The sequence below is a fragment of the Enterococcus sp. AZ197 genome, from assembly GCF_050556405.1.
Classification (GTDB): Bacteria; Bacillota; Bacilli; order Lactobacillales; family Enterococcaceae; genus Enterococcus; species Enterococcus faecalis.
The window spans coordinates 2,253,436-2,266,094 of sequence record NZ_CP187873.1 but is presented as its reverse complement, the minus strand read 5'-3'; the positions used below and the strand labels follow the sequence as shown (position 1 = coordinate 2,266,094).

At 40.3% G+C, this 12,659-nt stretch carries 14 protein-coding genes and 1 riboswitch; of the genes, 12 read left to right on the top strand and 2 right to left on the bottom strand.

The window, feature by feature from the left end:
* Positions 1 to 3: 3 nt before the first annotated feature.
* From IGK82_RS10860 to IGK82_RS10850, 3 genes are all read left to right on the top strand, one after another.
* Positions 4 to 402, top strand: a complete 399-nt coding sequence (locus IGK82_RS10860; RefSeq protein ID WP_002356334.1) for a rhodanese-like domain-containing protein — start codon at positions 4 to 6, stop codon at positions 400 to 402.
* Between the two features lie 121 nt (positions 403 to 523).
* A complete protein-coding gene (locus tag IGK82_RS10855; RefSeq protein WP_002359411.1) occupies positions 524 to 874 on the top strand; it encodes a DUF488 domain-containing protein in 351 nt (116 codons plus the stop codon).
* A 13-nt stretch (positions 875 to 887) separates the two neighbouring features.
* A complete protein-coding gene (locus IGK82_RS10850; RefSeq protein WP_113843870.1) occupies positions 888 to 2,726 on the top strand; it encodes an FAD/NAD(P)-binding protein in 1,839 nt (612 codons plus the stop codon).
* Positions 2,727 to 2,888: 162 nt separating this feature from the next.
* Here IGK82_RS10850 and IGK82_RS10845 read toward each other — a convergent pair whose 3' ends face one another.
* Positions 2,889 to 3,056, bottom strand: a complete 168-nt coding sequence (locus tag IGK82_RS10845) for a DUF3042 family protein (RefSeq protein ID WP_002356337.1) — start codon at positions 3,054 to 3,056, stop codon at positions 2,889 to 2,891.
* 267 nt (positions 3,057 to 3,323) lie between these two features.
* On the opposite strand from IGK82_RS10845, the gene galE reads away from it, so the two are divergent.
* The 8 genes from galE (at position 3,324) to thiD (ending at position 10,840) form a co-directional block, all read left to right on the top strand.
* Positions 3,324 to 4,316: a UDP-glucose 4-epimerase GalE gene (gene galE / locus IGK82_RS10840; RefSeq protein ID WP_010819595.1), complete on the top strand. Its 993-nt coding sequence runs from the start codon at positions 3,324 to 3,326 to the stop codon at positions 4,314 to 4,316.
* A complete protein-coding gene (locus IGK82_RS10835; protein WP_025186864.1) occupies positions 4,297 to 5,547 on the top strand; it encodes a UDP-glucose--hexose-1-phosphate uridylyltransferase in 1,251 nt (416 codons plus the stop codon). Before galE ends, IGK82_RS10835 begins: the two co-directional genes overlap by 20 nt.
* A gap of 71 nt (positions 5,548 to 5,618) precedes the next feature.
* A complete protein-coding gene (gene dnaX / locus IGK82_RS10830) occupies positions 5,619 to 7,379 on the top strand; it encodes a DNA polymerase III subunit gamma/tau (protein WP_010709884.1) in 1,761 nt (586 codons plus the stop codon).
* Between the two features lie 20 nt (positions 7,380 to 7,399).
* A complete protein-coding gene (locus IGK82_RS10825) occupies positions 7,400 to 7,714 on the top strand; it encodes a YbaB/EbfC family nucleoid-associated protein (RefSeq protein ID WP_002382484.1) in 315 nt (104 codons plus the stop codon).
* Between the two features lie 147 nt (positions 7,715 to 7,861).
* Positions 7,862 to 7,950: riboswitch (TPP riboswitch) on the top strand.
* A gap of 140 nt (positions 7,951 to 8,090) precedes the next feature.
* Complete coding sequence (thiW, locus tag IGK82_RS10820; RefSeq protein ID WP_016622225.1) at positions 8,091 to 8,579, top strand: energy coupling factor transporter S component ThiW; 489 nt, start codon at positions 8,091 to 8,093, stop codon at positions 8,577 to 8,579.
* Positions 8,563 to 9,381 (top strand): hydroxyethylthiazole kinase, encoded by an 819-nt coding sequence (locus IGK82_RS10815; RefSeq protein ID WP_002359422.1) that lies wholly within the window; start codon positions 8,563 to 8,565, stop codon positions 9,379 to 9,381. Before thiW ends, IGK82_RS10815 begins: the two co-directional genes overlap by 17 nt.
* Positions 9,378 to 10,013 carry a thiamine phosphate synthase gene (gene thiE / locus IGK82_RS10810; protein ID WP_010709882.1) on the top strand — a complete coding sequence of 212 codons (636 nt, stop codon included), beginning with the start codon at positions 9,378 to 9,380 and terminating at the stop codon, positions 10,011 to 10,013. The genes IGK82_RS10815 and thiE overlap by 4 nt, the downstream gene beginning before the upstream one ends.
* Positions 10,010 to 10,840 (top strand): bifunctional hydroxymethylpyrimidine kinase/phosphomethylpyrimidine kinase, encoded by an 831-nt coding sequence (gene thiD, locus IGK82_RS10805; RefSeq protein WP_002362487.1) that lies wholly within the window; start codon positions 10,010 to 10,012, stop codon positions 10,838 to 10,840. The genes thiE and thiD overlap by 4 nt, the downstream gene beginning before the upstream one ends.
* Positions 10,841 to 10,932: 92 nt before the next feature.
* Here thiD and IGK82_RS10800 read toward each other — a convergent pair whose 3' ends face one another.
* On the bottom strand, positions 10,933 to 11,289 hold the full coding sequence (locus tag IGK82_RS10800) for a winged helix-turn-helix transcriptional regulator (protein WP_002356348.1): 357 nt from the start codon (positions 11,287 to 11,289) through the stop codon (positions 10,933 to 10,935).
* A gap of 144 nt (positions 11,290 to 11,433) precedes the next feature.
* Here IGK82_RS10800 and IGK82_RS10795 point away from each other — a divergent pair, with 144 nt between their 5' ends.
* On the top strand, positions 11,434 to 12,624 hold the full coding sequence (locus IGK82_RS10795; RefSeq protein ID WP_002359426.1) for an MFS transporter: 1,191 nt from the start codon (positions 11,434 to 11,436) through the stop codon (positions 12,622 to 12,624).
* Positions 12,625 to 12,659: the final 35 nt, after the last annotated feature.

The following is a 12,659-nucleotide window of genomic DNA, read 5'->3' as shown; positions in this document are numbered from 1 at the left end:
AGAATGAGTATTTTATGGGTAATCAATGGCATTTTGCTAGTTATTGTACTAGCGATGGTATTCAATGAATTATATTTGAAAATTATGGTGAAACGTTCAGCAAAAATGCTGACGGAAGAAGAATTTAAAGAAACAATGCGTAAAGCACAAGTGATTGACGTTCGTGAGAAAGATACATTTGATGCTGGGCATATTTTAGGGGCGCGCAGCATGCCATACAGCATGTTAAAAACAACAATTGGTTCTCTTCGTAAGGATCAACCTGTTTATCTTTATGATCAGAAGAAAGCTTTAAGTATCCGAGCAGCTAATTTATTACGCAAAAATGGCTATACTGATATTTATATTTTAAAAGGCGGCTATGATGGCTGGACTGGGAAAGTGAAAAAGAGAAATAGTTAATAACAAAAAGAGTTGGTCTTCATTGAGACCAACTCTTTTTGTATAGGAAAGCTTAATAGAGATGTTGCTTTTTGTCAGTCCTCACTTTTTGAGCTACAATAAAGAGAAGAGGTGAAGGCAGATGATTCAAATCAAGCGAGCATATGAAGCACCGACAGAGCAAGATGGCTACCGTGTTTTAGTTGACCGTATTTGGCCACGAGGAAAATCCAAGGAATCTGAAAAGTTAGATGAATGGCTCAAAGAAGTGGCCCCAAGTACAGAGCTACGGAAATGGTTTAATCATGAAGCAAATAAATATCCTGAGTTTAAACAAAAATACCAAGAAGAATTGAAACATGAGCCAACTGCCACAGCGTTTAAGCAGTTACAGACGATTGTAAAAAATCAGCCAGTAGTCACGCTGGTCTATGGAGCGAAAGATACAGTGCATAATCAAGCGGTTGTCTTAAAAGAATTATTAGAAAAATAGAGTAGGTGATTGGATGAAAATTGCAATTGTAGGTGCTGGACCCAGAGGCTTATCAGCTGCAGAACGAGTCATTGAATGGGCTCGTAAAACGGAAATAAATGTTCAGCTCACGTTGTTTGATCCATACGGTCCAGGTGGGAAAATTTGGCGAGCAGAGCAACCTAATTATTTATTAATGAACACCGTGATTAGTCAAGTCACTTTATTTACAGATGAATCTTTTAGTGGCGAAGGACCAATTGTCAAGGGCCCCACTCTCTATGAATGGACCCAAACAGAAGCTGCGCAGTACATTCAACAGCAACAACCCTATAATTATCTTGAGTTGTTGAAAGAATGTCATCGCCTTGGACCGAATGATCACTGCTCGAGGGCTTTTTATGGCATGTACCAAAAATGGTTTTATACGTATTTAGCCACGCGGTGTAACGAACAAACATCGCTGACGTTTTTTAAAGAGCCAGTAACTGCTGTGCGGGCAGGAGAGGATAACTATTATGTGTATACTCAATCCATTGAGTTTACGGCAGACAAAGTAATTTTAGCTTTGGGTCACCAAGAAAATGAATTAACGACTGTTGAACAAGAGCTTGCGGACTACGCCAAGGAGCATCGTTTGTTTTATTCTTCTCCTAAAAATGCGGCGGATGCTTTATTGGCACTTGCCAATATACCCGCAAAACAACCCGTTGTGTTAAAAGGCTTAGGTTTGGCATTTTTTGACTATTTATCTGCCTTGACGATTGGCCGCGGGGGTGTTTTTTCTCGTCAAAATGGCCGCTTACGTTATGAACCTTCTGGAAGAGAGCCTATTATTATTGCTGGTTCTGGTCGCGGTTTTCCTTCTCATCCTCGAGGGATTAATCAAAAAGGCTACGGGGAAGCCTATCAGCCTGTTTTTTTAACCGAAACGTATTTAGCTGAATGTCGTAAAAAAGGACAGGTTACAGGCGCAGAGTTTTTTGGGTATTTAAAAAAAGAAGTGGAATATGTGTATTACACTTGCTTAATCGAAGAAAAATATCCGCATCTTTCTAAAGAGGCCTTTCAACAGCTGTTTATTCAAACCAAGGGAGCGCCAGAAAGCTTAGTCCACTTTGAAAAACAAGATTGGTTTGATTGGCAAGTGTTAGAACATCCTGAAACAAAGAAAACCACTCATGAACGTTTTCGTTCGTTTTTACTAGAGTATTTAAAATGGGATATTCAAGAAGCAGAGAAAGGCAATCTTAGCGGTCCTTTGACCACTGCTTTAGACAGTTTAAAAGATTTAAGAGATCAGATTCGCTTTGTTTTGGATGAAGGGTTATTAACGAATGACGAGAGTCAAAAGTGGTTGTGGCATTGGTTTACCCCGTTGAATACCTTTTTGTCAGTGGGACCTTCTGTTGAAAGAACAGAAGAGCTACAGGCGTTAGTTGAACTGGGATTAGTCACGATTCTGGGGCCAGAAATGCGTGTCGAAATGAAAGCGGGTCAATTTATTACTTATGCTAATTTGTTTCCGGAAAATCGGTATAATAGTCACTTTTTAATTGAAGCACGCATTCCCAAAGTTAATAATGAAAAAAGTTTGAATCCTTTAACGAGGCAGTTGTTAGCCGATAAGCTAGCTACGCTCCATCAACTGGCATTAGCTGATGGTCAAATAGTCAAAACAGGTGCACTCTTGATTCTACCTGCCACGAATCAAGTCATCACAAAAGATGGACAGGTGGCGACAGGCCTTTTTAGTTGTGGTATTCCAACAGAAGGTATTCATTGGTTAACAGCCGCTGCAGCTCGTCCTGGTGTGGATCCTTGGAATATGCGCGATATGGATCGGATTGCTGCTACTATTTTTAATAGTTAAGAAAAATAGTCAGCTCCTTTGGTAAAAAAGAAAGCATAACAAGTGGTCATCCATCAAAGCGATGGATGACCACTTGTTATGCTTAAGAGAATCAACAGAGCCAGAAGCGCTTCTGTTGATTTCTTGGCGTTAGATTTTTTATCTCAACGTCACAGCTATTTTTTAACGTGCAATACGTTTACGCATCGCTTTTTTACGGTTTTCTTCAATCATATCTTCTTTTTCTTCAATTGGATCAATGACTGTTTTTTTAATAGTTGTAGCCACACCGGCTAAAGCAGCAACTGTGATAGCAGTACCGACTAACATACCTGATACAAATTTTTTCATCGTTCATTCCTTCTTTCAAATTGTATTTGTTTCTATTATGACGGAAAAAAGCAAAAAAATCCAATAGTTACAATGATTTTTCATAAACTCTACGACTAATTTAGAGATTTGTTAAAATTTACCAAGTCTTTTCTGTATTTTTATAGGAAAAATGAATAAGGAGAAATGGCCAAATTAAATCCTGTTTACAAAATGAAATAATTCAGAAGTAAACCTTATTTAATGGTACAATAGAAAAAGAAATTAGGGAGTAAAAGGAGCGTATTTATGTCTATTTTAGTATTAGGTGGCGCAGGCTACATTGGCTCACATGCCGTCGATCAATTAATTTCAAAAGGATATGCCGTTGTTGTTGTTGATAATTTATTAACGGGGCATCGTTCAGCAGTTCATGAACAAGCGGCTTTCTATGAAGGCGATATTCGTGATAAAGCTTTTTTACGTAGTGTCTTTGAAAAAGAATCAATTGAAGGGGTGTTGCACTTTGCGGCCAATTCTTTAGTAGGAGAATCCGTGGAGAAACCGTTAATGTATTTCAATAACAATGTTCACGGCACTCAAATTGCCTTGGAAGTCATGCAAGAATTCGGAGTGAAACATATTGTTTTTTCTTCCACAGCGGCCACTTATGGCGAACCAAAAGCAATGCCTATTACAGAAGAAACCCCAACGAATCCTAAAAATCCGTATGGGGAAAGTAAATTAATGATGGAAAAAATCATGAAATGGTGCGACAACGCTTATGGAATGAAATATGTTGCTTTGCGTTATTTTAATGTTGCAGGAGCAAAAAAAGATGCCTCAATTGGTGAGGATCACACGCCAGAAACGCATATTGTGCCAATTATTTTACAAGTGGCATTGGGCCAACGAGCAGAGCTAAGTATTTTTGGGGATGATTATGATACACCAGATGGCACGTGCATTCGAGATTATGTTTATATTGAAGACTTGATTGCAGCACATATTTTGGCTTTAGAATATTTGAAAAATGGCGGCGAAAGTGACGTCTTTAACTTGGGAAGCAACAACGGCTATTCTGTTAAAGAAATGTTAGATGCTGCTCGCGAAGTGACAGGCCAAGAAATTCCTGCAACAATCGCGCCACGCCGAGCAGGGGATCCTAGTACGTTAATTGCTTCTAGTGAAAAAGCCAAACGAGTTTTAGGCTGGCAACCAGAAGTAACTGAGGTCAAGGATATTATCGCCACCGCTTGGCAATGGCATCAAGCTCATCCACATGGATATCAAGAAAAGTAATAGGAGGAATGAATCGATGACCACGAGTCAAATGATTGCCGATTTTACCACACTTGCTATTCAAGCAGGTGGTTGGATGGAATTGGATCGCTTATATCTTCAGAACCGTTTATTATCAATGATTGGTGAACAAGAATTAGGCGAAGTAGACATACGGCCTGTGGCAACACCCGCCGCTGATTTGGCGGAACAATTGTGTCAAGTTGCGAGTGCCAACCAACTTGTAAAAACAGAGCAACAAAAAGAACAGTTCATGGTGCAATTGATGGATTTGTTAACACCGCCACCTTCTGTGGTTAATGCTTTTTTTGCACAACATTATGCCAAAGAGCCACAAGAGGCTACCGAGTATTTTTACCAACTTTGTCAAAAAAACGGTACGGTCATTGAACAGGAAGAACCTGTTGTTTTTTCAACAGTCTATGGTGATTTTTTAGCAAATAAGGTCCACAGTGAGGCGTCAAAAGCAACGCTCTCTGCACAAAGCTATCCCCGCTGTGAATGGTGCATGGCCACAGAAGGCTACCAGGGAAGTCAGCAATTTCCTGCGACTACGAACCATCGAGTGATTCGAATGAACTTAGATGGCGAAAGCTGGGGATTTTCCTTTGTAAAACAGGCACAATATCAGCAACAAGGTGTGATTGCGTTTGAAAAACATCAGTCAGCGAAACGTTCAATTAAGACTTTTCAGCAATTGTTGAAAATTGTTGAGGTCTTTCCTCATTATTTTGCTGGGATTGATGCTGACTTTGAACAAAATGAGCATGTCTATTATCAAACGGGTTTGCAACAATTTCCATTAGCCGAAGCGAGCATTTCAGAATATGTTGAGTTAGCTAACTATCCTTTAATCAACGCAGGAATGGTGAATTGGCCAGTTGCGACATTTCGCCTAGAGGGACCGAATGCGTCAGAAGTTGCCCAAGCCGCAAATGATATTTTTGAGCAATGGCAAATGCTGAAACTGCCAACGGATGAGATACAAATCGTTGCACGACGAAAAGAACTTTTATATGTCATGGACTTAATTTTTAGTCGACCTCAAGCAAAGCCTTCGTTAACGTTAGCGGAAGTCCAAGGTTTAACGACTTGGAGCAACCAGAAAACGCAGGCGCTTGAAACTGTCGCTTCAGCGTATCAACAGCGACTAAAAGAAGCCAGTGCGTTTGCAGAAACAAGTGAAGGAAAAGCGGCTTTTTTAGCAATGGTTGCGCCAGTGACTCATTAAAAGAAAAAAGATGCCGAATGACTAAAAATCACGTATAATAGATAAGAATGAAAAATAAGGGAGGGTAAAAAATGGCTTATCAAGCACTTTATCGGGTCTGGCGTTCACAACGTTTCGATGACGTAGTAGGACAAAAAGCAATTACTCAGACACTGAAAAATGCGATAGTGCAAAAGAAAACATCTCATGCCTATTTATTTACTGGCCCTCGTGGTACAGGTAAAACCAGTGCCGCAAAAATTTTCGCTAAAGCGATTAACTGTAAACATAGTCAAGATGGTGAACCTTGTAATGTTTGTGAAACCTGTGTAGCCATTACGGAAGGTCGTTTAAATGATGTCATTGAAATTGATGCGGCGAGTAATAATGGTGTGGAAGAAATCCGTGATATTCGTGATAAAGCAAAGTATGCACCGACACAAGCCGAGTACAAAGTTTATATTATTGATGAAGTTCATATGCTATCAACAGGCGCGTTCAATGCACTTTTAAAAACCTTGGAAGAACCGCCACAAAATGTTATTTTTATCTTAGCAACGACTGAACCACACAAGATTCCGTTAACGATTATCTCACGGACGCAACGCTTTGATTTTAAGCGAATTAGTACGCAAGATATCGTCGATCATATGGCCCATATCATGCAGGAAATGGCTCTTGATTATGAGGAACAAGCCCTTTATGTGATTGGGCGTGCTGCGGAAGGTGGGATGCGAGATGCCTTGAGTATCTTGGATCAAACGATTTCATTTAGTGATGAAAAAGTAACACTGGAAGATGCAATGCAAGTGACAGGCAGCCTAACCTATGAAATGATGGATCATTATATTCAGTGTTGTGTCGCCGGTGATGTTGAACGAGCATTAGAAGGCTTGGAAAGTATTTTAGGCGAAGGTAAAGAAGCGCGCCGTTTCTTAGAAGATTTGTTATTATATTGTCGAGATTTGCTGATGTATCAGCAAGCACCGAAGTTATTAGCAGAAAAAGCAGGAACTTTGACAGAAGCATTTAAGGAACTAGCTACACAAACACCTGCTGAAAAAATCTACCAACTAATCCAAATTTTAAGTGACACACAAAATGAGATCCGCTTTACCAACAATGCGAATATCTATCTGGAAGTAGCCACTGTCAAATTAGCTAAAACGGTGCAACCCAATAAACACAACACGCCAGAAACAGCTAATCAAGATGGTAGTGCAGAGGGAAATCCAGAATTAGCAGATTTACAAAATCAAATCGGGCAACTGAAGAAAGAACTGGCTGAATTAAAGAAACACGGTGTAACTGCCAAAGAAGCAGATGCGCCACGTCAACAAGCACGACCACAAGCGCCAAAAAGTTCGTTCCGTGTACCCACAGAACGCGTATATCAAGTCCTAAACGAAGCGACTAGAACACATTTAATGAATGTGAAAAATGTCTGGGAAGACTTACTGCAAACATTATCTGTGACTCAACGAGCGATGCTCAAAGCTAGTGAACCTGTCGCAGCGAGTCCTAAGGGCATCGTGGTGGCATTTGACTATGAGATTGTTTGTGCTCGTGCAACAGACGATGAAGAGATGCAGTTAGCTTTCAATAATAATTTAAGCCGTTTGATGGACTATACACCAGAGATGGTCTGCATTACTAGAGAAAGCTGGCCAAAACTAAGACAAAGTTTTATTAACCAAAATCAGGGCAGTTTGAATCATTCTGAACCTGAAAATGAAATGGCTCGTCTAGCGGACGAACCGCCTGTAACAAATGAACATTCACAAGAAAATCCAGTAGTAGATGAAGCAATCGCTATGTTTGGTGAAGAGCTTGTCGAAGTACTAGATGATTAATATGAAGGAGTAGAGGAATTATGATGCGAGGAATGGGCAACATGCAAGGCATGATGAAACAAGTACAAAAAATGCAAAAAGAAATGGCCAAAGCGCAAGAAGCGCTAAATGAAAAAGAATTTATCGGTGAAGCCACCAATCAACTTGTGACAGCGACCTTTACTGGTGATCGCACAATGAAAGATTTGACCATTAAAGAGGACGTGGTTGATCCTGAAGACGTTGATATGTTACAAGATTTAGTCATTATGGCTGTCAACGATGCGTTAGTAAAAATTGAAAAAGAAACCGAAGCAACTTTAGGTAAATACACCAAAGGAATGCCAGGATTCTAAATAATAAGACCAACGAAAGTATGAAAAACGTCATGCCCAAAAAATCGAACTTTTTGGGCATGATGTTTTTTCTGTTTTTGTGGGAAAACTCTTTGGCAATTTTAGTAGTCGCTTCCAAAAAACTATGCTATACTAAAGCCAATTGAAGAGAAACATTTGGGGTGCTATTAGCTGAGATTATACCCATGGAACCTGAAACAGTTAGGACTGGCGCAGGGAAATGTCTTGAAATTTTGACCGATTATTGCACCCAACTACGTTTATTTGTGGTTGGGTTTTTCTGTCTTTTTCAGTCGCGCCTCCTTTTGCTTCTCGCAGAAAGGAGTTTTTTTACGTGGAAAAAAATCGAATCCACAGAGTTACGTTACTAGCTTTAATGATTGCGATGGACGTCGTATTATCACCATTAATGCGAATTGAGGGAATGGCCCCTATGTCCAGTGTCATGAACATTATTGCCGGAGTTTTATTAGGTCCTCTTTATGGAACGCTCATGGCACTTGTCTGCGGCTTAATCCGTATGACATTCTTAGGTATTCCGCCATTAGCGTTAACAGGTGCCGTCTTTGGCGCGTTTTTTGCTGGTTTATTTTATCAATGGGGACAAAAATTAGGCTGGTCGATGCTAGGGGAAATTTTGGGTACAGGCATCATTGGCTCGTTATTGTCCTATCCTGTAATGGTTTGGTTTACTGGCAGTAAGCAGAATTTTTATTGGTTCATTTATACACCACGATTTATTGGTGCCACACTGATTGGTTCAGTGATTGCTTGGCTTGTCTTAGTAAAACTGAAAGAAACTCGAGTATTTAAACAAACACAGGAATTATTTTTGGGAGGGTACTTTTATGAAAACAAGCGTTAAGTTTGAAACGATTTTTCCACTGACAACGGCACCATTAATTCAGTGCATTACGAATGAAATTACGTGTGAGTCTATGGCGAATGCATTACTTTATATTGATGCTAAGCCCATTATGGCAGATGATCCCCGGGAATTTCCGCAGTTGTTTCAGCAAACCAGTGCCTTGGTTTTGAATTTAGGCCATTTATCACAAGAACGAGAGCAAAGCTTGTTAGCAGCTAGTGATTATGCTCGGCAAGTGAATAAACCGACCGTAGTCGATTTAGTCGGTTATGGCGCCAGTGATATTCGGAGTGAAGTCGGGGAAAAGCTGGTGCACAATCAGCCAACCGTTGTGAAAGGGAATCTTTCAGAAATGCGGACTTTTTGCCAGTTGGTGAGTCATGGCCGAGGAGTGGATGGCAGCCCTTTGGATCAAAGTGAAGAAGCAATTGAGGAGCTGATTCAAGCTTTACGTCAACAAACACAAAAGTTTCCCCAGACGGTATTTTTAGCAACAGGGATTCAAGATGTTTTGGTTAGCCAAGAGCAAGTGATTGTCTTACAAAATGGCGTTCCTGAGTTGGATTGTTTCACTGGCACGGGCGATTTAGTCGGCGCATTAGTTGCCGCTTTATTAGGTGAAGGCAACGCGCCAATGACTGCGGCAGTAGCCGCAGTGAGCTATTTTAATCTTTGCGGAGAAAAAGCCAAGACTAAGAGCCAAGGGCTGGCCGATTTTCGCCAAAATACGTTAAATCAGTTATCTCTTTTAATGAAGGAGAAGGATTGGTTTGAGGCGGTGAAAGGACGAGTGCTATGAGAGAGCAATTGAAAGTTTATTTGGTGACAGGACGGTATGATTTTAGTGATACTGAATTTTTAAAACGAATTGAAACTGCTTGTCGCAGTGGAGTGACATTGGTCCAACTGCGCGAAAAGGAAGTGTCAACACGGCGCTTTTACGAATTAGCAGTGAAAGTTAAAGCGGTAACAGATGCGTATCAGATTCCGTTGATTATTAATGATCGTGTCGATATTTGCTTGGCAGTGGATGCGGCAGGTGTGCATATAGGGGATGATGAATTACCGGTTGCTCTTGTGCGAAAACTGGTTGGGTCCACAAAAATCGTAGGTGTTTCAGCCAAAACGGTGGCACGAGGAGTTGAAGCGGAAAACGAGGGCGCCGATTATTTAGGCGTGGGCGCAATTTTCCCCACAACGACTAAGGACAGTCCGTTAACTTCTTTGCAGACACTTTCTGAAATTGCCGCAGCAGTCACGATTCCTGTTGTAGCGATTGGTGGAATCAAAGAAGAAAATATAGAACAACTTATGGGAACGAGAGTGGCTGGTGTTTCACTGGTCAGTGAAATTATGCTGGCTGAACAGATAGCCGAGAAAGTTCAAGGGTTGATGCGTGTAACGGAGCGAATGTTGGAGGCGAGAAAATGACCGAATATAATTTGACCCCACAAGTAGTCACGATTGCTGGTTCTGATTCTGGTGGGGGAGCTGGCATGCAAGCAGATTTAAAAACATTTCAAGCGCGGCAGGCATTTGGCTTAAATATTGTCATTGCATTGACGGCACAAAATACGTATGGCGTGCAAGATAGCTTACCGATTCCTAGTTCATTTATTGATGCACAATTTCAATCACTGGCGGCTGATTTTAAAATTGGGGCAGCGAAAACGGGGATGTTAGCAGATAGTGAGCGTGTCGAAGCTGTTGTTCGCAATTTGCAGAAAGTTGATTTTGGTCCGTTGATTGTCGATCCTGTAATGGTGGCTAAAGGTGGACATCATTTGTTAGAAGCCGAGGCAGTTCAAACGATTAAAGAGCAACTGTTGCCATTAGCAACGGTCGTGACACCTAATTTACCAGAAGCGGAAGTTTTACTAGAGACGACCATCAAGACAGAACAAGAAATGCAGACCGCAGCAAAAAAATTACAGCAATTGGGCACAAAAAATATTATTATGAAAGGCGGACATAGCACAAATCAACAAGCGGCTGATTATGTGTTAATGGAAGACGGTTCGAGCTTTTGGCTAAGTGCACCACGAATTGTAACGAAAAATACTCATGGAACAGGAGATACTTTTTCAGCGTGTATCGCAGCCGAATTAGCAAAAGGTACGCCGTTAGAAGCGGCGATTGTGATTGGCAAACAGTTTATACAAGGGGCCATTAGCCAAGCAATTTCTGTTGGACATGGTCACGGACCTACTAATCATTGGGCCCAATTAACGCAAGATATTCAAGTTATTAAAGCATAAGAAGAGCCTGGGGAAAAATCTAAAATGATTTTTCCCCAGGCTCTAAATAGCTTAAAGCTCCCTCTTAATATAGTTTATAAACGTTTTGTTCACTAATCTTCACATTTTAAATAAATTTCTTGGCCTTGTTCTTGCAAATGAGCCACGTGGGATTCTCCCCAATTACATAAGTTATCTAAGACAGCAGAGAGGCTTTGACCATAATCGCTTAAATAATATTCGACTTTTGGTGGAACTTGGTTGTAAACTTTCCGCTCGATAATGTTGTCTTCTTCGAGTTCCCGTAATTGTTGTGTCAGCATTTTTTGACTAATGCCAGTAATGCCGCGTTTTAAATCGCTGGGGCGCATGGCGCCGTGCCGTAAATTACACAGAATAATTGGTTTCCATTTGCCGCCAATAACATCCATCGTTGCTTCGACACCAATCGCATATGTACGAGTTTCCAAAAAACATTCCTCCTTAATAGGTTGATAATAACCAAAAGTTACTAAAAGGTACCTATGATACAAAAAAGTAGGTACTTATCAAAATTTCAATCTTAGTATATAGTAATTTTTGTTGAAATTCAAATGTTTTTTAGGAGGAAGAGAATGGAAAAGAAAATTTCACCAAATTTAACGCTCTTTGCATTAGCTATCAATGCTTTCGCAATCGGTTCAACAGAATTTATTAGTGTGGGTTTATTACCAATGATTGTTAAAAGTTTTCATATTAGTCTTTCCCAAGCAGGTTTGACTGTTTCTTTGTACGCTTTAGGTGTGACGATTGGGGCGCCGTTATTAACAATTTTGACAGGAAAATGGAATCGTCGCTCATTAATGCTGGGGATTATGCTTCTTTTCATTAGTGGGAATTTAATTGCTGCGTTTGCGCCAACGTTTATTATTTTATTGGTAGGGCGGATACTTTCTGCATTGGCGCATGGCATTTTCATGTCTGTTTCGACTGTCATCGCCGCAGATGTTGTGCCGCCATCACGTCGAGCCAGTGCCATTGCTATTATGTTTACGGGGTTAACGGTTGCAACAGTGACTGGCGTACCTTTAGGGACGTTTATTGGGCAACAAACAGCTTGGCATATGTCCTTTCTTTTTATAGCCAGTATTGGCTTGGTGGGACTGATTGCTAGTTATTTTTTAGTTCCCAAAAATTTACCGATACCAGGGAAGGTTGACTTAAAAGGAATCACGCGGATTTTTACGAACAAACCCCTCGTTTTCTCTTTTCTAATTACTGCTTTTGGTTATGGTGGAACGTTTGCTGCATATACGTACTTGTCACCGTTATTGGAAAATTTAGGCTTTTCAGCCAACGCGGTAGTGATTATTTTAGTTGTTTATGGCGTAATGGTCGCAATTGGCAATACAGTAGGTGGTCACTGGGCAAATAAAAAACCTTTAGATTCGTTAGTAAAAATGTTTAGCTTATTAATTCTGTCCTTAGTCTTTTTATTCATTACTGTTTTAATGGATAACAGTCTTCTAGGCTTATTAGCAAGTTTGATGTTGGGTCTATTTGCCTTTATGAATGTACCTGGTTTACAACTATATGTTGTAGAATTAGCGGAAAAGTATGTTCCAGAAGATATCACTTTGGCCTCAGCTTTTAATATTGCAGCCTTTAATATTGGGATTACCGTTGGCTCAATGACAGGTGGGGTGGTCACAGATCATTTATCAGTAACATATACACCGATTTTTGGTGGTTTTATCGTACTAATTGCTGTCTTGTTCGTACTTTATATTCGGAAGCAAGAAGAACAAAAAAACAACTATCTTTAGAAAACTAAAAAAAGCAGCTGGTTACTATGGAACTG